General features: G+C 67.5%; 16 protein-coding genes. 7 read left to right on the top strand and 9 right to left on the bottom strand.

Annotated elements, in window-relative coordinates:
* Window position 1 precedes the first annotated feature (1 nt).
* A complete protein-coding gene (locus MasN3_RS12765) occupies window positions 2-808 on the top strand; it encodes a head GIN domain-containing protein (protein WP_281907523.1) in 807 nt (268 codons plus the stop codon).
* Here the strand turns inward: MasN3_RS12765 and MasN3_RS12760 are convergent.
* Complete coding sequence (locus MasN3_RS12760; RefSeq protein WP_281907521.1) at window positions 798-2,045, bottom strand: TIGR03862 family flavoprotein; 1,248 nt, start codon at window positions 2,043-2,045, stop codon at window positions 798-800. The genes MasN3_RS12765 and MasN3_RS12760 overlap by 11 nt on opposite strands.
* 144 nt (window positions 2,046-2,189) lie before the next feature.
* On the opposite strand from MasN3_RS12760, the gene MasN3_RS12755 reads away from it, so the two are divergent.
* The 5 genes from MasN3_RS12755 to dctP all read left to right on the top strand — a co-directional run bounded on the left by MasN3_RS12755 (window position 2,190) and on the right by dctP (window position 5,222).
* Window positions 2,190-2,576 (top strand): hypothetical protein, encoded by a 387-nt coding sequence (locus MasN3_RS12755; protein ID WP_281907519.1) that lies wholly within the window; start codon window positions 2,190-2,192, stop codon window positions 2,574-2,576.
* Window positions 2,573-2,776, top strand: coding sequence for a helix-turn-helix transcriptional regulator (locus MasN3_RS12750; RefSeq protein WP_281907518.1), 204 nt, complete (start codon window positions 2,573-2,575; stop codon window positions 2,774-2,776). Before MasN3_RS12755 ends, MasN3_RS12750 begins: the two co-directional genes overlap by 4 nt.
* On the top strand, window positions 2,773-3,717 hold the full coding sequence (locus MasN3_RS12745) for an alpha/beta fold hydrolase (RefSeq protein ID WP_281907517.1): 945 nt from the start codon (window positions 2,773-2,775) through the stop codon (window positions 3,715-3,717). The genes MasN3_RS12750 and MasN3_RS12745 overlap by 4 nt, the downstream gene beginning before the upstream one ends.
* A 19-nt stretch (window positions 3,718-3,736) precedes the next feature.
* Window positions 3,737-3,967 carry a hypothetical protein gene (locus MasN3_RS12740; protein ID WP_281907514.1) on the top strand — a complete coding sequence of 77 codons (231 nt, stop codon included), beginning with the start codon at window positions 3,737-3,739 and terminating at the stop codon, window positions 3,965-3,967.
* 289 nt (window positions 3,968-4,256) lie between these two features.
* Complete coding sequence (gene dctP, locus MasN3_RS12735; RefSeq protein ID WP_281907512.1) at window positions 4,257-5,222, top strand: TRAP transporter substrate-binding protein DctP; 966 nt, start codon at window positions 4,257-4,259, stop codon at window positions 5,220-5,222.
* Window positions 5,223-5,254: 32 nt separating this feature from the next.
* Here the strand turns inward: dctP and moaD are convergent, their stop codons facing one another.
* The 6 genes from moaD to MasN3_RS12705 all read right to left on the bottom strand — a co-directional run bounded on the left by moaD (window position 5,255) and on the right by MasN3_RS12705 (window position 11,964).
* On the bottom strand, window positions 5,255-5,512 hold the full coding sequence (gene moaD, locus MasN3_RS12730; protein WP_281907511.1) for a molybdopterin converting factor subunit 1: 258 nt from the start codon (window positions 5,510-5,512) through the stop codon (window positions 5,255-5,257).
* Between the two features lie 7 nt (window positions 5,513-5,519).
* Window positions 5,520-6,728, bottom strand: coding sequence for a molybdopterin molybdotransferase MoeA (locus MasN3_RS12725; protein WP_281907509.1), 1,209 nt, complete (start codon window positions 6,726-6,728; stop codon window positions 5,520-5,522).
* 13 nt (window positions 6,729-6,741) lie between these two features.
* Entirely contained in the window at window positions 6,742-8,217 is a 1,476-nt protein-coding gene (thrC, locus tag MasN3_RS12720) for a threonine synthase (protein ID WP_281907507.1), read from the bottom strand.
* 120 nt (window positions 8,218-8,337) lie between these two features.
* Complete coding sequence (locus MasN3_RS12715) at window positions 8,338-9,726, bottom strand: L-serine ammonia-lyase (protein ID WP_281907504.1); 1,389 nt, start codon at window positions 9,724-9,726, stop codon at window positions 8,338-8,340.
* A 60-nt stretch (window positions 9,727-9,786) separates the two neighbouring features.
* Window positions 9,787-10,743 (bottom strand): NAD-dependent epimerase/dehydratase family protein, encoded by a 957-nt coding sequence (locus MasN3_RS12710; protein WP_281907501.1) that lies wholly within the window; start codon window positions 10,741-10,743, stop codon window positions 9,787-9,789.
* Window positions 10,744-10,758: 15 nt separating this feature from the next.
* Window positions 10,759-11,964: a glycine C-acetyltransferase gene (locus MasN3_RS12705; protein ID WP_281907498.1), complete on the bottom strand. Its 1,206-nt coding sequence runs from the start codon at window positions 11,962-11,964 to the stop codon at window positions 10,759-10,761.
* A gap of 182 nt (window positions 11,965-12,146) precedes the next feature.
* Here MasN3_RS12705 and MasN3_RS12700 point away from each other — a divergent pair, with 182 nt between their 5' ends.
* Window positions 12,147-12,722, top strand: a complete 576-nt coding sequence (locus tag MasN3_RS12700; protein WP_281907496.1) for a helix-turn-helix domain-containing protein — start codon at window positions 12,147-12,149, stop codon at window positions 12,720-12,722.
* A 71-nt stretch (window positions 12,723-12,793) separates the two neighbouring features.
* Here the strand turns inward: MasN3_RS12700 and MasN3_RS12695 are convergent, their stop codons facing one another.
* Window positions 12,794-14,968 carry a prolyl oligopeptidase family serine peptidase gene (locus MasN3_RS12695; protein ID WP_281907494.1) on the bottom strand — a complete coding sequence of 725 codons (2,175 nt, stop codon included), beginning with the start codon at window positions 14,966-14,968 and terminating at the stop codon, window positions 12,794-12,796.
* Window positions 14,969-15,079: 111 nt separating this feature from the next.
* Complete coding sequence (locus MasN3_RS12690; protein WP_281907492.1) at window positions 15,080-16,486, bottom strand: tetratricopeptide repeat protein; 1,407 nt, start codon at window positions 16,484-16,486, stop codon at window positions 15,080-15,082.
* Window positions 16,487-16,628 lie beyond the last annotated feature (142 nt).

Genomic DNA, 16,628 nt, shown 5'->3' with positions numbered 1-16,628 from the left:
CATGCGTGCATTGCTGAAAGTCGGATTCAGCCTCCTGCTGCTGGCCTTCGTCCTGATCGGCCTGAGTTATGCCGCGCTGCGCGCGAATGGCGCGACCGCGGCCAGCGAGGGGCGCAGGATGAGCAGCGAGAAGCGCGAGGTGCCGGCCGCCATCAAGGCGATCGACCTGGACGGGCCGATCGACCTGAACGTGCGCTATGGCGCGGCGCCCGCGCTCGAGGTGCGCGGCGAGGCGCGCCTGCTCAACAACGTCGACGTGAACGCCGACGGCGACGTCCTGCACATCGGCCTGCGCGGCATGGTGCTGGGGCACCGCCGCCCGCTGCAGGTGGATCTGGTGCTGCCGCGCCTGGACAGCATCAAGATCGACGGCAGCGGCGACAGCACCGTCAACGGCTTCTCGGGCCAGCGCATCGAAGCGCGCATGCAGGGTTCGGGCAGCCTGCGCTTCAACGGGCGCTTCCGCCAGGTCGATGCGGCCCTCAGCGGCAGCGGCGAACTGGACCTGAATGCGGGCCCAAGCATCGAGCGCTTCGACGCGCTCCTGACCGGATCCGGCCACCTGACCATCGTCGGCGGCACCCGCGAACTGCACGCCAATGCCAGCGGTTCCGGCGAGCTCGATGCGCGCCACCTGCGCGCCGACAAGGTCGAGGTGAGCCAGACCGGCTCCGGACGCAGCACGGTGCACGCGCGAAGAAGCGTCGCGGCCTCGATCTCGGGCAGCGGCGACATCGAAGTGACCGGCAATCCTGCCGAGCGCAGCGTCAGCCGCAGCGGCAGCGGTACGGTGACCTTCAGCGATTGATGCCCAGGTAGGCGAGCGCGTCGCGCCCGGCGGCGCGGCCGCTGCCGAAGCAGGCGGTGAGCAGGTAGCCGCCGGTCGGCGCCTCCCAGTCGAGCATCTCGCCCGCCACGAACACGCCCGGCACGCCGCGCAGCATGCTGCTCTCGCCATCGAGCGCCTCGAAACGCACGCCACCGGCACTGCTGATCGCCTCATCGATCGGACGCGGGCGCACCAGGACAAGCTGCAAGGCCTTCAGCGCACGCGCCAGCTGGCCCGGATCGGCATAGGCTTCCTTCGACAGGCATTCGTGCAGCAGGCCGGCTTTCACGCCCTTGATTCCCAGGCGCCCCTGCAGGTGGCTCGACATCGAGCGCGAACCGCGCGGCCGCGCCACCTCGGCCAGCACGCGCGCCGCGTCGAGGTCGGGCAGCAGGTCGAGCCAGATGGTGGCGCTGCCGGCGGCCGCGATCTGCTCGCGCAGCGGCGCCGAGACAGCGTACACCAAGCTGCCCTCGATGCCGGAACTGGTGACGACGAACTGGCCCTGGCGCTTCTCCAGCGCGCCCCCGGCGCCGCGCCAGGCCAGCGCCACGGTGGTGAGCGGCGCGCCCGCATGCTTGTCCCTGAAATGCGCGCTCCAGTCGACGTCGAAGCCGCAGTTGGCCGGGACCAGGGGCGCCACCTCGACGCCGCGTCCGGCCAGCAGCGGCACCCAGGCGCCGTCCGAGCCGAGCCGCGCCCAGCTGGCGCCGCCCAGGGCCAGCACGGTGGCGTCGGCATCCAGCAGGATTTCCCCGTCAGGCGCAGCCAGGCGCAGGCGGCCATCCTGCCAGCCCAGCCAGCGGTGCCGCATGTGGAAGCGCACCCCGGCCTCGCGCAGCCGGTGCAGCCAGGCGCGCAGCAGCGGCGCGGCCTTCATCTCGCGCGGAAACACGCGTCCCGAGCTGCCGACGAACGTGTCGATGCCGAGCCCATGGATCCAGTCGCGCACCGCCTGCGGGTCGAAGCCGTCCAGCCAGCGCCCGACTTCACGCTCGCGCTCGCGATAGCGGCCGCGGAAGGCCGCCAGCGGCTCCGAATGGGTGATGTTCATCCCGCCCTTCCCGGCCAGCAGGAACTTGCGGCCGCTCGACGGCATCGCATCGTAGACGTCGACCTGCACCCCGCCCGCGGCCAGGGTTTCGGCCGCCATCAGGCCGGCGGGACCGGCGCCGATCACGGCGACGCGTTTGCTTCGGTTGGGCTGCTGGTTCATCGGCAATATCGGGGAAGGCGAAGGAGCGGCATTGTAGTCGAGTTTGCGCCTTGCATAAAATGCGCAAGACGATGTAAAGGGAGCTTGACATGTCAAGTTCGCTTGACTACGATGTAAAGCATACTTTACTTCGGGGAGGATGTCATGCACGAGAAACGGGTGGGAAAAGTCTACCTCCGTGAACTGATGGGCGCACTGGGGCTGTACATGGTCCTGCTGGTCGCCGCGATCCACTGGGGCCGGCCGATGGAAGAAGGCGTGCCGCGCACGCTGGTGCTGCTGTCGCCGATGATCGGCTTTTGCGCGGCGCTGTGGGTGATCGCGCGCCACTTCGGACGGATCGACGAATACCTGCGCATGCGCCTCCTGGAGAACGTCGCCCTGGCGGCGGCCATCACCGCCGGGCTGACGTTCAGCTACGGCTTCCTGGAGACGGCCGGCTACCCGAAGCTGTCCATGTTTACCGTGTGGTGCGTTCTGTGCGGGGCCACCATCCTGGTCCAGCTTGCACGCAAACTGCTCGACCGATGAACAACCATATCCGAGCCCTGCGGGCCGAGCGCGGCTGGAGCCAGGCCGAGCTGGCCGACATGCTCGACGTATCGCGCCAGAGCGTGAACGCGATCGAGACCGGCCGCTACGATCCCAGCCTGCCGCTGGCCTTCGCGATCGCCAGGCTGTTCCAACTACCGATCGAATCGATCTTCACCCCAGACCAGAAGTCAGCATGAAAGCATCCCTGTTGTTCGCACTACTCGTCGGCCTGGCCGGCGCCACCCTTGCATCCGGCGCCACGGCCCAGACCCCGGTCGAAGCGCCGAACCGCTTCGCCGCCCAGCCCACGCCCGCCGAACGCTTCGAGATCAAGGGCATGCTGGTCGAGCGCCACGGCAGCGGCGCGCGCCCCCTGGTGCTGGTGCCGGGCCTGTCCAGCGGCGGCTGGGTGTGGGGCCAGATGGTGCGCGATTTCGTCCCGGCCCACACCGTCTACGTCGTCACCCTGCCCGGCTTCGACGGCCGCCCGGCCGTGGCCGGCGATCCATTCGATGCGGCCAAGGGCGCGCTCACCGAGCTGATCGCCTCGCGCAAGCTGTCGAAGCCGGTGCTGGTCGGCCACAGCCTGGGCGCGACGCTGGCGCTGGCGCTGGCCCAGGACTTGCCGCAGCAGGTGGGCGGCGTGGTCGCGATCGACGGCCTGCCGGTGTTCCCGCGCACCGAGGAGATGGCGCCGGAGCAGCGCGCGGCGATGGCCGAGGGCATCCGCAGGCAGATGGCTGCGCTTACCGCGCCGGCATTCGCGTCCCAGCAGCACCAGTACATGCGCAGCATCGGCATGGTCGACCTCGGCAAGGCCGACGACGCGGCCAGGCTCAGCGCGCGCAGCGATCCGGCCGCCGTCGCCGCCTACATGGGCGCGATCCTGGCACGCGACCTGCGCCCCGGCCTGGCGGGTGTCCAGGCCCCGGTGTTGATGCTGGTGCCCTACTTCGCGCCGGATGCCGTGGTGCTGAATAACATCACCAGCGCCGACAAGCTGGCGTATTATCGGGAGCTGATGAGCGGCACCCCGCGCCTGGAGGCCGAGGCCATCGACAAGGCGCGCCACTTCGCGATGGTCGACCAGCCCGAAGCGGTGGCCGATGCGGTCCGCCGTTTCCTCAAGAAGCTGTGAACACAATAAGGAGAAAGTGATGCAAAAGCTGATCTACTGGAGTGGGCAGTACCTGCTGGCGGCCAGCTCGATGTTCGCGCTGCTGGTCGCGATCGACGTGTTCCTGCGCGGCGAGGCTTTCGAAACCGGCTGGCGCGAATCGCTGGCCTGGTCGCTGATGTCGGCCGCCATATTCATCGGCTCGCGCTACTACCGGGCCGACCGCGGCGCAAGCTGCGCGATGTGCCGCCATCCGGACGCCAAGCGCTGATCCGCGCGTCCTCCAGACTGGATCAAGACGGACCCGGGCGGCGCGGGCATACTGCCGCCCTGGCATATGCATGCATTTGTCATATCCATAAGATTCTGCTTGACAATACATGTAACAGGAATATTCTTGTACCCGCTACAACGAACGATGGCGCCCGCTCGACGAGGCCGGTCACGATTCGCCAAAGCAGTCCGTTTCAACATCTTGGAGGATGTGTATGTCGGTAATGACAAGGGCAGCAATGCCCCGTAGGACGATACTGGGCGCAATCGCGTCCAGTCCACTCTGGATGCAGTCCGCATGGGCGCAGCCAAATCTGAAAATCTCCCACCAGTTTCCGCGCGCCAGCCTGGCCGAAGGCGACTTCCGCGACCGCTTGTGCCGCATGTTCGCGGCCAACGTCGAACGGCGCACCCGCGGCAGCCTGAAGTTCTCGATCCACCCGGGCGCCAGCCTGATGGCCCCGAATGCCCAGATCGGCGCGCTGCGCACCGGCGGCCTGGACATGGCCCTGGTGCCGCTGTCCTACGCCGGCGCCGAGGCGCCGGAAGCCAACATCGGCCTGATGCCCGGCCTGGTGACCTCGTACGAGCAGGGGTATGCGTGGAAGAATGCGCCGATCGGCCGCGAACTGACCCGCATCCTGAACGACCAGGGCCTGGTCGTGGTCAGCTGGATCTGGCAGGCCGGCGGGGTCGCCTCGCGTGGCAAGCCGATCGTGCATCCGGAAGACGTGGCCGGCCTCAAGGTACGCGGCGGCTCGCCGGAAATGGACCGCCTGCTGCTCGACGCCGGCGCCACCGTGGCCAACATGCCGTCCAACGAGATTCCCGCCGCCATGCGCGAAGGCCGGCTCGACGCGGCGCTGACGTCCTCGACCTCCCTGATCTCGTTCCGCCTGCAGGAATCGGCGCGCGCCCTCACCACCGCGCGCGGCGGCGCCTACTGGTTCATGTTCGAGCCCCTGATGATGTCGCGCACCGTGTTCGAGCGCCTCACCAAGCAGCAGCAGGCCGCGGTGATGGCGGTGGGCGCCGAAATGGAAGCCTTTGCGCTCAAGGCCGCGCGCACCGACGACGCCGCGGTGGCAACGGTGTATGCCAAGAGCGGCGCCCAGATCGTCGATCTGAACGCGGAAGCGCTGCGCAAGTGGCAGGCGGTGGCGCGCACCAATGCATGGCGCGAGTACGGCGAGCGCAGCGCGAACTGCGCCAGGCTGCTGGCGCTGGCGGAGCAGTCGATCGCGGTGATCTGATGTCGAACGGGCGGGCGCCGGCAGCGCCCGCCTCAACCGCCCGTCACGGGCGGGAAGAATGCCACTTCGGCGCCGTCGGATACCGCCGTGTCCGGCCCGCACATCACCTGCCGGTAGGCCATGCGCACCGGCTGCTGCGGCCCCAGGGCCTCGGCCCACACGCCGCCGCGCGCAGCCAGATGCGCGCGCACCGCGCCCACGGTCGCCACGCCATCGGGCAACTCCAGGCTTTCCTGGGCGCTGCCGAGCTTCTCGCGCACCGACGCGAAATACCGTAATGTGATTCTCATGTGTTTCCTAATGCTGTAGTCCGTCGAAGGGGATGAAGCGTACCAGGTCGCCTTCGAGGATCGCCTGGCCCGGCGGATTGTCCACCAGTCCGTCGCCCCAGACGGTCGAGGTCAGCACGCCCGAGCCCTGGTTGGGGAACAGGTCGAGGCCGCCGGCCGCGTTCACGCGCACGCGCAGGAACTCGTTGCGGCGGTCGCCCTTCGGCAGCGTGAAGTCGGCGCGCAGAGAATAGCCGCGCGGCTCCACCGGTCCGCTCACGCCCTGCAGGCGCAGCAGGAAGGGCCGCACGAACAGCAGGAAGGTGATGAAGCTCGATACCGGATTGCCCGGCAAGCCGATGAAGTAGCAAGCGCCATCCTTCCTGCGGATGTCGCCGAAGGCGAGCGGCTTGCCCGGCTTGACGGCGATCTGCCACAGGTTCAGCCGTCCTTCGGCTTCGACGGCGGGTTTGATGTGATCTTCCTCGCCGACCGACACGCCGCCCGAGGTGATGATCAGGTCATGCTCGCGGGCCGCCTCGCGCAACGTGGCGCGGGTGGCGTCCAGCGAATCCGGCACGATGCCGTAGTCGGTGAATGCGCAGCCGAAGTTCTCCAGCAGGCCGCGCAGGGTGAAACGGTTGGAGTTGTAGATGGCGCCCGGCTGCAAGGGCTCGCCCGGCATGGCCAGTTCGTCGCCGGTGAAGAACACCGCGACCCGCGCCCGGCGCCGTACCGGCAACCTGGCCAGGCCCACCGAGGCGGCCAGGCCGAGCTCCTGGCTGCGCAGGCGGGTGCCGGCCGGCAGGATCACGGCGCCGGCCGCGACGTCCTCGCCGCGGCGGCGGATCCACTCCCCTGGACGCGGCGCATGGCGCACGGTGACGCTGTCGCCCACCACCTCGCACTGCTCCTGCATCACGACCGCGTCGGCGCCGGGCGGAATCAGGGCGCCGGTGAAGATACGGGCGGCGGTGCCGGGTTCCAGCGGCTCGCCGACGCTGCCGGCGGCGATGCGCTGGCTCACGCGCAAGGTCGCGCTACCGCTCGCGCAGTCCGCCGCGCGCACCGCGTAGCCGTCCATCTGGGTATTGTCGGCGGACGGCACGTCGATGGTCGCGCGCTGGTCTTCGGCGAGCACGCGGCCGTTGGCCTCCAGGGTCGGCACCGTCTCGGTGTCCGGCACCGGGCGCGCCGCGTCGAGCAACTGGCCCAGGGCCTCGCGTACGGACAGCATGGCGGGCTTCATTCTACAAGCCCGTGTGCTGGGCGATGTAGGCCTTCATGGCCTCCACATCGGGGCGCATGACCACGAAGCGCTGCGGCAGCGCTTCGATGCCTTCGAAGCCGGCCGGGCGTTCGGCATCCTCGCCCAGCGCTTCCAGGATGGTCTCGTTGAACTTGGCGGCCAGCGCGGTTTCCAGCACGATCATCGGCACCCCGGGCGCCAGGTGCTCGCGCGCGACCTTGATGCCGTCCGCGGTGTGGGTATCGATGGTGATGCCATAGTCGTCGAACACGTCGCGGATCGTCGCCAGGCGGTCGGCGTGGGTCGATTTGCCCGAGGCGAAACCGTACTGTCCCACCAGCTTCCACTCGTCACCATCGCTGCCCGGGCCGCCCGACAGGTCGAAGCCGCCATCGGTGTCGACCTTGCGGAACAGGGCATGGGTGCGCTCGGCGTCGCGGCCCACCAGTTCGTACACGAAGCGCTCGAAATTGGACGCCTTCGAGATGTCCATCGACGGGCTGCTGGTGTGGAAGGTCTCGGCAGCCTTGCGCACGCGGTACCTGCCGGTGCGGAAGAATTCGTCGAGCACGTCGTTCTCGTTAGTGGCGGCGACCAGCTTGTCGATCGGCAGGCCCATCATGCGGGCGATGTGGCCGGCGCAGATGTTGCCGAAGTTCCCCGAGGGGACGGTGAACGAGACCTTCTGGGAGTTATCGGTGGTGGCGCCAAGATAGCCGCGGAAGTAGTACACCACCTGCGCTACCACGCGCGCCCAGTTGATCGAGTTGACGGTGCCGATCTTGTGGCGTGCCTTGAAGGACAGGTCGCCCGACACCGCCTTGACCATGTCCTGGCAGTCGTCGAACACGCCTTCGACGGCGATGTTGAAGATGTTCGGGTCCTGCAGGCTGAACATCTGCGCGGTCTGGAAGGCGCTCATCTTCTTGTGCGGGGACAGCATGAACACGCGCACGCCGCGCTTGCCGCGCATCGCGTACTCGGCGGCGCTGCCGGTATCGCCCGAGGTGGCCCCGAAGATGTTCAGTTCGTCGTTGTTCTTCGCCAGCGCGTACTCGAACAGGTTGCCGAGCAGTTGCATGGCCATGTCCTTGAAGGCCAGGGTCGGCCCGTTCGACAGGGCCTGCAGCACCAGCTTGCCCGCCGCGCCGTCTTCCAGCACGCGCAGCGGCGTGATGTCGGCGGCTGCTTCGCCCGCACGGGCATTGCGGTAGACCTCGGGGGTGTAGGTCTTCGCGGTCAGGGCGCGCAGGTCGGCGTCGGGGATGTCGGTGGCGAACTTGCGCAGGATTTCGTAGGCGAGTTCGGCGTAGGAGAGCTTGCGCCAGGCGTCCAGTTCCGCGCCGCTGACCTGCGGGTATGTTTCAGGCAGGTACAAGCCGCCGTCCGGGGCCAGGCCCGCTAGCAGGATGTCGGAGAAGCGCTGGGGATTGCGTGCTGCGGACGCGCTGGTCGCGCGGGTGGAGACGTAATGCATACGGGTCGGGATCCGGTTGGGGCCAAAGTTGAACTTTTATTATAGCGCCCGAACGCTTCGTATGCTGTGCTGCAAAAAAAACGGGGCCGCGCCCGCGCGCGGCCCCGGTACCGGCCTGCTTCAGCAGGCCGCGTGATTGACCGTCACGACGTGCACGGCGAGACCGCCCAGCGAGGTCTCCTTGTACTTCACCTGCATGTCGGCGCCGGTCTGGCGCATGGTCTCGATCACGTTGTCCAGGCTGACGAAGTGGGTGCCGTCGCCCTTCAGGGCCAGCGAGGCCGCGGTGATCGCCTTGATCGCCCCCATGCCGTTGCGTTCGATGCAGGGAATCTGCACCAGCCCGCCGATCGGGTCGCAGGTCATGCCGAGGTGGTGCTCGATGCCGATCTCCGCCGCGTTCTCGATGCGCTCGTTGGAGCCGCCCAGTGCCGCCACCAGGCCGGCGGCCGCCATCGCGCAGGCGACGCCGACTTCGCCCTGGCAGCCGATCTCGGCGCCCGAGATCGAAGCGTTCTTCTTGCACAGCATGCCGATCGCGGCGGCGCTCAAGAGGAAATCGCGGATGCCCTTGACCGGGTCGCTCGGGCGGCAATCCTCGGCGTAGTAGCGCAGCACCGCCGGGATGATGCCGGCCGCGCCATTGGTCGGCGCGGTGACCACCCGGCCGCCGGCCGCGTTTTCTTCGTTGACCGCCATCGCGTAGAGCGTCACGTGGTGCGTCGCATCATGCGGCAGCTCATTGACGCGCTTGCCCTCGAGGCAGTGCGCCTGCTTCCACAATTTGGCCGCGCGGCGCTTGACGTTCAGGCCGCCCGGCAGCTGGCCCTCGGTGACCAGGCCGTGGGCGATACACTCGCGCATGGTGTCCCAGATGCGGTCCAGGCCCGCGTCCAGCTCGTCCTCGCTCATGCGCGCCAGTTCGTTCGCGCGCAGCATGTGCGGGATCGACAGGCCGTATTCCCTGCCCTGCGCCAGCAGCTCGCTCATGGTGCCGAACGGGAAAGGCACCCGCGTCGACGCCGGCTCGCCCGCGCGGTTCTGGCTTTCGCCCGCCGCGGTGATGAAGCCGCCGCCCACCGAGTAGTAGATGCGCTCGACGATGCTGCCGTCCGCCAGCTTGAGCACGAACTTCATGCCGTTCGGGTGTTCCGGCAGGGTCGACTGCTTGTGCCACACCAGGCCGGTGGCGTACTGGAACGGGACTTCCTTCTCGCCCAGCAGCCTCAACACGCCGTCCATCTCGGCTTCGGCCAGCCTGTCCTCGACCGACTCCGGATCCACGCCCTGCGGAGTCTCGCCCATCAGGCCCAGGATCACGGCCTTGTCGGTGGCATGGCCGACCCCGGTCAGGGCCAGCGAGCCGTACAGGTGCGCCTCGACCCCCACCGCCTGCTCGAGCGCACCGCACTCCAGCAAGAAGCGGCGCGCCGCCACCATCGGTCCCACCGTGTGGGAGCTCGACGGCCCGATACCGATCTTGAACAGATCAAAAACACTCATGTCCATCGTTGTCTCGACTCTTCAGTTTTTTATTATTGTGGTTAATGCAAGGACTCAGGCGCGCATTTACGCTGCGATGCCCACGTCAATGTTCTTCAGCATGCTGTCGACCATCTCGTCGACGCCAATGCGCGCCTTCCAGCCCCAGTCCTGCGCCGCGCGGCTGTCGTCCAGGCTCTTTGGCCAGGTATCGGCAATCTGCTGGCGGCTGTCCGGCTTGTAGGCGATCTCGAAGCCCGGGACCGCCTTCTGGATGGCGGCGGCCAGTTCGCGCGGGTTGAAGGACACGCCCGCTACATTGTACGAGGAACGGATCGCCACCTTCTCGCCCGGCGCGTCCATCAGCTCGATGGTCGCACGAATCGCGTCCGGCATGTAGATCATCGGCAGCGTGGTTTCCGGGCCCAGGAAGCATTCGTAGGTCTCGCCCTTGAGCGCCGCGTGGAAGATGGCGATCGCGTAGTCGGTGGTGCCGCCGCCCGGAGGCGACTTGAAGCTGATGATGCCGGGGTAGCGGATCGAGCGCACGTCGACGCCGTACTTGCTGTGGTAGTACTCGCACAGGCGCTCGCCGGCCAGCTTGCTGATGCCGTAGATCGTGGTCGGATCCATGACCGTGTACTGCGCCGTGTTCTCGGCCGGGGTGTTGGGGCCGAAGGCGGCGATCGAGGACGGCCAGAACACCTTCAGCGGCTTGCCCGCCTCGAGGCGCTCGCGCGCGACTTCCAGGATGTTGAGCAGGCCGTCCATGTTCAGCGTCCAGGCCTTGAGCGGCGCCTTCTCGCCGGTGGCCGACAGCAGCGCCGCCAGCTGGTAGACCTGGGTGATGCCTTCGCTGTCGATCAGGGCCGCCAGGCGTTCGCGGTCCAGCACGTCGAGCTGGGTATAGCGCGCGGCGCCGTAGACGTTGTTGGCGCCGATGTCCGAGGCCAGCACGTTCTGTTCGCCGTGCTGCTCGGCCAGGGCGGTGACCAGCTCGCTGCCGATCTGGCCGTTGGCGCCGATGATGAGGATGCGTTCCATTGTGTCGTTCCGATCTTATTGATTCTTGAGGATGCCCAGCTCTTTGCCGGCTTGTTCGAAGGCTTTGAGGACGGTGTCGAGCTGCTCGCGGGTGTGCGCCGCCGACAGCTGGACGCGCACGCGCGCCTGGCCCATCGGCACCACCGGGTAGAAGAAGCCCGACAGCAGCACGCCCAGTTCGAACATGCGGGCCGCGAATTTCTGGGCCACCGGCGCGTCGAACAGCATCACCGGCACCACCGGATGGGTGCCCGGCTTGATGGTGAAGCCGATGCGCTCGATCTCCTGGCGGAAGTAGGCGGTGTTTTCCATCAGGCGGTCGCGCAGCTCGGTCGACTTGGAGATGCGGTCCAGCACCGCCAGGGATGCGCCGGCGATCATCGGCGCCAGGGTGTTCGAGAACAGGTAGGGACGCGACTTCTGGCGCAGGGTCTCGATGACTTCGCGGCGGCCCGAGGTGAAGCCGCCCATCGCGCCGCCCAGGGCCTTGCCCAGGGTGCCGGTGATGATGTCGATCTTGCCGATGACGCCGCAGTGCTCGTGGGTGCCGCGCCCGGTCTTGCCCATGAAGCCGGAGGCGTGCGATTCGTCGATCATGGTCAGGGCGCCGTATTTCTCGGCCAGCTCGACGATGCTATCCAGCTGGGCGATGGTGCCGTCCATCGAGAACACGCCGTCGGTGACGATGATCTTGTGGCGCTTGCCGGCGTCCGTCGCGGCGATCAGCTGCTTTTCCAGGTCCGCCATGTCGTTGTTGGCGTAGCGGTAGCGCGCCGCCTTGCACAGGCGCACGCCGTCGATGATCGAGGCGTGGTTCAGGGCGTCCGAGATGATCGCGTCGTTCTCGTCGAACAGCGGCTCGAACACGCCGCCGTTGGCGTCGAATGCGGCCGCGTACAGGATGGTGTCTTCGGTGCCGAGGAATTCCGACAGCTTGGCTTCGAGTTCCTTGTGCACGGTCTGGGTGCCGCAGATGAAGCGCACCGAGGACAGGCCGTAGCCGTATTTTTCCAGCGCGGCCGCGGCGGCCCGGGAGGTCTGTTCGTCCCCGGACAGGCCGAGGTAGTTGTTGGCGCACATATTGATGAGCGTGCGGCCGTCCTGGGACACCACTTCGGAGCCCTGGCGCGAAGCGATCACGCGCTCCGGCTTGAACAGGCCGTCGCTGCGCAGCGTCTCGAGTTTCGATTGCAGGCCGCTATAGAATGCTTGGTCGCTCATGTGTTCCTACTCCCAGAAAATGTGATCGACGGCGCCGGCTTGACCGGTGGTCGGCGGATGTTGTACCGTTGGACTCGTTCGACTTATGGAAGCGAGTTCTATATGTCGAACGGAATTTCAATATATTGAATCTTACCCCCAGCTAATGAACTTGGCAAGCCAGGTACCCGCATATTCAGGTCATGACCAAAACTCTAACAAATAACGCTCCACCGGAAGTTGGCGCCACGCTACAACGCCTGCGCCTGGCGCGCGGCCTGACCCTCGAAGACTTGTCGCGCATCGCGGGCGTGTCGAAATCGATGCTGTCCCAGATCGAGCGCGAGAAGGCCAATCCCACCATCGCCATCACCTGGCGCCTGGCCAATGCCCTGGGCGTGGAGATCGGCGAGCTGCTCTCGTCCGAGGTGCGCTCGGTGGACCTGATCCGCGTGGTCGACGCCCACGAGACCCCCACCCTGCCCGGCGCCCATGCCGGCTATTCGCTGCGCATCCTGGGGCCGATGGACCTGGCGGGCAAGTACGAATGGTACGAACTGACCCTGGCGCCAGGGGGCGAGCTCAAGTCGCAGGCCCACGATCCCGGCACCAGCGAACACCTGACCGTCATTACCGGGGCGGTCGAACTGGAAGTGGGGGCGGAGAAGAAGAAGATCAAGCATGGGGGGACGGCGCGCTATCCGGCCGACCATGACCATGTGATCCGGAATGCGGGCAAGACCGAGGCCAAGGCCTTGCTCGTCGTCGTGCAGCGCTGACACCCTCGTATCAAAACAACAACGGCCGCCGGATTACCCCCGGCGGCCGTTGAATTTAACGGTGGCGCAACTTACTTGCCGCCGCCTACCGCCGTGGCAGGCGCCCCGCCCATCTTCAGCTCACGCGCCAGGAAGCCCCAGCGATCGGCGACTTCCTCGATCTGCTTGGTGGTCGGCTTGCCGGCGCCATGGCCCGCCTTGGTTTCGATGCGGATCAGGATCGGCGCGCTGCCGGCCTGCGCCGCTTGGGCCGCCGCGGCGTACTTGAAGCTGTGCGCCGGCACCACGCGGTCATCGTGGTCGGCGGTGGTCACCATGGTCGCCGGGTAGCAGGTGCCCGGCTTCAGGTTGTGCAGCGGCGAGTACTTGACCAGGGCCTTGAACTCTTCCGGGTTCTCCGACGAGCCGTAGTCCGAGGTCCAGGCCCAGCCGATGGTGAACTTGTGGAAGCGCAGCATGTCCATTACGCCCACGGCCGGAATCGCCGCGCCGAACAGTTCCGGACGCTGGGTCATGGCCGCGCCCACCAGCAGGCCGCCGTTGGAGCCGCCGCCGATCGCCAGCTTGGCGGGCGAGGTCACCTTGTTGGCGATCAGCCATTCGGCCGCGCCGATGAAGTCGTCGAACACGTTCTGCTTCTGCAGCTTGGTGCCGGCCTGGTGCCAGGCTTCGCCGTATTCGCCGCCGCCGCGCAGGTTGGCCAGCACGTAGACCCCGCCCATCTCCATCCAGGCCAGGTTGGCCGGCGAGAAGCTCGGGGTCAGCGAGATGTTGAAGCCGCCGTAGCCGTACAGGTAGGTCGGATTCTGGCCGTCCAGCTTCAAGCCCTTCTTCGAGACGATGAACATCGGGACCTTGGTGCCGTCCTTCGAGGTAAAGAACTGCTGGCGGGTCTCGTAGTCCGTCGGGTTGAAGTCGACCTTCGGCTGGCGGAACACGGTGCTCTGGCCGGTTTTCAGGTTCAGGCGGTAGATCGTGGTCGGGGTGGTGAAGCCGGCGAACGAGTAGAAGGTCTCGGTGTCGCCGCGCTTGCCCGACAGGCCGCCGACGGTGCCGATGCCCGGCAGCTTGACTTCGCGCACCAGCTTGCCCTTGAGGTCGTGCACGCGCACGACGCTCTTCGCGTCCTTCAGGTACTCGAGCACCAGCTGGTTGTTGATGATGTCGGCGCCGGCCAGGGTGTCGGCGCTTTCGGCGACGATCTCTTTCCAGTTACTTTCCGCCGGATTGTTCACGTCGATCGCGATGATGCGCTTCTTCGGCGCCTTGCGGTCGGTGCTGAAGTAGAACACGCTGCCGACGTTGTCGATGAAGTCGTAGCCGGCGTCGAAGTTGTCGACCAGGTCGACCACCTTGGCATCCGGCTTGCTCAGATCCTTGTACGAGACGCGGTACTTGGGCGCCGTTCCCTTGGTGGTGGTGATGATCAGGTAGCGGCCGTCGTCGGTGGTGTGGCCGCCGAAACCCCATTCCTTCTGGTCGGGCCGGTCGTACACCAGCGTGTCGGCGCTTTGCGGGGTGCCGAGGCGGTGGTAGTACAGCTTCTGGAAGTAGTTGACGTCGGCCAGCTTGGTCGCTTCCTTCGGCTCGTCGTAGCGGCTGTAGAAGAAGCCCTTGCCGTCCTTGGTCCAGGCGGTGCTGGAGAACTTGACCCACTTGATGTGGTCGTCGAGGTCCTTGCCGGTGTCGACGTCGCGCACCCGGATCTCGTTCCAGTCCGAACCCGATGCGGCGGTGCTGTAGGCCAGCAGCTTGCCGTCCGGGCTGACCGCGGCGCCGGCCAGCGCGACGGTGCCGTCGCTGGACATGGTGTTCGGGTCGAGCAGCACGCGCGGCGTGTCGGTCAGGGTCTTCTGGGTGTACAGGACCGACTGGTTCTGCAGGCCGTCGTTGCGCGAATAGAAGTAGCGACCGCCTTCCTTGCCCGGCACGCTGTAGCGCTCGTAGTTCCACAGCTTGGTCAGGCGCTCGCGGATCGCCGCGCGCTGCGGGATCTGCGCCAGGTAGGCCTGGGTCACCTTGTTCTGCGCCGTCACCCATTCCTTGGTGTCGAGGCTGTTGGCGTCCTCGAGCCAGCGGTAGGGATCGGCCACCGTGGTGCCGTGGTAGTTGTCGGTGTGGTCGACCTTCTTCGTGACCGGGTAGGTCAGGGAGGGGCCGCCTGCCGGGCAGCTTTGTGCCAGCGCCGTATTGGCGCCGAAGGCCGCGGCCAGCAGGGCGACGAGCGTTGCGTGTCTCAGGGTCATGTCGTTCTCATGTTCGAGTTATTCATGGGTCGGCTTGTGCCGACGGCCATCATAACGCGAATTGCCGGGCTCGCCTATGCAGCGCCAGCCTGACAATACTGGGGGGCATCCTTACGAGGCCTGACCGGGCGGCGACACGCGCCGCACCGCGCGCACACGGGTGGCCAGGGCGCGCGCCCAGGGGCCGCCGTTCGCCCCCAGGCGCCTGGCAACGCCACTGCGCGCGCGGCGCTCTTCTTCGCTGCCAGGGCGGCCGTCCTGGCCGCCACTGGCGGCCAGGACCATCCACATGTAGGCGCGCAGCGGGTCGCGTTCGACCCCGCGGCCGCTGTTGACCATGCCGCCCAGGTTGAACTGGGCCAGCGCATGGCCCTGCTCGGCCGCCTGCCAGTACCAGTAGGCGGCCAGGGTGTCGTCGTGCGGCACGCCCTGCCCGTTGGCATACAGGACCCCGAGGTTGTTCTGGGCGCTGGCGTCGCCCTGCTGGGCCGCGCGCCGGTACCATTCGGCGGCGCGCCCCTCGTCGCGCGGCACCCCCTCGCCCTTGGCGTACATGACCCCGAGGCTGAACTGGGCATTGGCCGCGCCCTGCTCCGCGGCCTGCAGGTAGTAGCCGAGCGCGCGGGCCGGGTCGGGCCGCGTGCCGCGCCCGCCGGCGAGCATGACGCCGGCGCAGTACTGGGCCTGCACGTGGCCGCGCGCCGCCGCGCGCAGGAAGCATTCCAGCGCGCGCTCGTCGCCGCCGCTGCCGTGCCCGGCCGCCAGCAGCGTGCCGAGTTCGTAATGCGCCTCGGCGTCGTCCTGCCCGGCTGCCCGTTCGAGCCAGGCGATGGCGCGCGCCGGGTCTCTCGGCACGCCCTGCCCGTTGGCGTAGGCCAGGCCGAGGAAGCGCTGCGCCACCGTGATGTTCTGGGCGGCGGCTTCGCGGAACCAGCACACGGCCTGGGCGTCGTCGGCCTCGACGCCGTCGCCGCGGCGGTACATCAGCGCGAGGTTGAGCTGGGCCGGCCCATACCCCTGGCTCGCGGCCTTGCGGAACCAGGCCATCGCCAGCGGATGGCTGACCGGCGCTCCGATCCCCTGCAGATAGCATTCGCCCAGCAGGTTCTGGGCGCTGGCAAGGCCTTGCTCGGCGGCCCGGTAGAACCAGCCGAAGGCGGCCTCGTGCGATTGCGGGACGCCGCGTCCCTTGCGGTAGAGCTGGCCCAGGTTCTGCTGGGCGGCGGGGTCGCCCTGGGCGGCGGCGCGGCCGAACCACAGCGCGGCGAGCTCGTCGTTGCGCGGTCCGCCGCGGCCGTTGCAGTACATGGCGCCGAGGTGATTCTGGGCGGTGGCCAGGCCCTGGCGCGCCGCGCGCTGCATCCATGCGAACGCGCGCACGTCGTCGCGTTCGACGGCCTCGCCGTGCTTGTAGAGCAGGCCGAGGTTGAACTGCGCATAGGGATCGCCGCGCTCGGCGGCGGGCAGGAACCATTGAAAGACTTCGTGTCCCTCGCGGGCGGCGTTCTGGCGATTCATCCCTACCCCCTTCGGCCCTCTGCGCCGTTCAACGAGGCGGGCTTGGAGAAGCGCCCGCCGTTGTTAAAATTTTAAGGAGTGCGACCCTCTTGTGGTTTGCGTCCGCACAATCGTCGGAGTGCCACATGGGGGCAAGGACGTG

It is taken from the genome of Massilia varians (assembly GCF_027923905.1).
Classification (GTDB): Bacteria; Pseudomonadota; Gammaproteobacteria; order Burkholderiales; family Burkholderiaceae_D; genus Telluria; species Telluria varians_B.
Note: the sequence above shows the minus strand (reverse complement) of the source record. Positions and strands in the feature narration are given on the sequence as shown.

What these genes read in the sequence shown, in the direction of transcription:
- MasN3_RS12690 (WP_281907492.1), bottom strand. Translation starts at nt 16,486, where the DNA reads ATGAATCGCCAGAACGCCGCCCGCGAGGGACACGAAGTCTTTCAATGG.
- MasN3_RS12695 (WP_281907494.1), bottom strand. Translation starts at nt 14,968, where the DNA reads ATGACCCTGAGACACGCAACGCTCGTCGCCCTGCTGGCCGCGGCCTTC.
- MasN3_RS12715 (WP_281907504.1), bottom strand. Translation starts at nt 9,726, where the DNA reads ATGGACATGAGTGTTTTTGATCTGTTCAAGATCGGTATCGGGCCGTCG.
- moaD (WP_281907511.1), bottom strand. Translation starts at nt 5,512, where the DNA reads ATGAGAATCACATTACGGTATTTCGCGTCGGTGCGCGAGAAGCTCGGC.
- MasN3_RS12750 (WP_281907518.1), top strand. Translation starts at nt 2,573, where the DNA reads ATGAACAACCATATCCGAGCCCTGCGGGCCGAGCGCGGCTGGAGCCAG.
- MasN3_RS12725 (WP_281907509.1), bottom strand. Translation starts at nt 6,728, where the DNA reads ATGCTGTCCGTACGCGAGGCCCTGGGCCAGTTGCTCGACGCGGCGCGC.
- MasN3_RS12710 (WP_281907501.1), bottom strand. Translation starts at nt 10,743, where the DNA reads ATGGAACGCATCCTCATCATCGGCGCCAACGGCCAGATCGGCAGCGAG.
- MasN3_RS12745 (WP_281907517.1), top strand. Translation starts at nt 2,773, where the DNA reads ATGAAAGCATCCCTGTTGTTCGCACTACTCGTCGGCCTGGCCGGCGCC.
- MasN3_RS12765 (WP_281907523.1), top strand. Translation starts at nt 2, where the DNA reads ATGCGTGCATTGCTGAAAGTCGGATTCAGCCTCCTGCTGCTGGCCTTC.
- dctP (WP_281907512.1), top strand. Translation starts at nt 4,257, where the DNA reads ATGCAGTCCGCATGGGCGCAGCCAAATCTGAAAATCTCCCACCAGTTT.
- MasN3_RS12705 (WP_281907498.1), bottom strand. Translation starts at nt 11,964, where the DNA reads ATGAGCGACCAAGCATTCTATAGCGGCCTGCAATCGAAACTCGAGACG.
- MasN3_RS12700 (WP_281907496.1), top strand. Translation starts at nt 12,147, where the DNA reads ATGACCAAAACTCTAACAAATAACGCTCCACCGGAAGTTGGCGCCACG.
- MasN3_RS12755 (WP_281907519.1), top strand. Translation starts at nt 2,190, where the DNA reads ATGCACGAGAAACGGGTGGGAAAAGTCTACCTCCGTGAACTGATGGGC.
- thrC (WP_281907507.1), bottom strand. Translation starts at nt 8,217, where the DNA reads ATGCATTACGTCTCCACCCGCGCGACCAGCGCGTCCGCAGCACGCAAT.
- MasN3_RS12740 (WP_281907514.1), top strand. Translation starts at nt 3,737, where the DNA reads ATGCAAAAGCTGATCTACTGGAGTGGGCAGTACCTGCTGGCGGCCAGC.
- MasN3_RS12760 (WP_281907521.1), bottom strand. Translation starts at nt 2,045, where the DNA reads ATGAACCAGCAGCCCAACCGAAGCAAACGCGTCGCCGTGATCGGCGCC.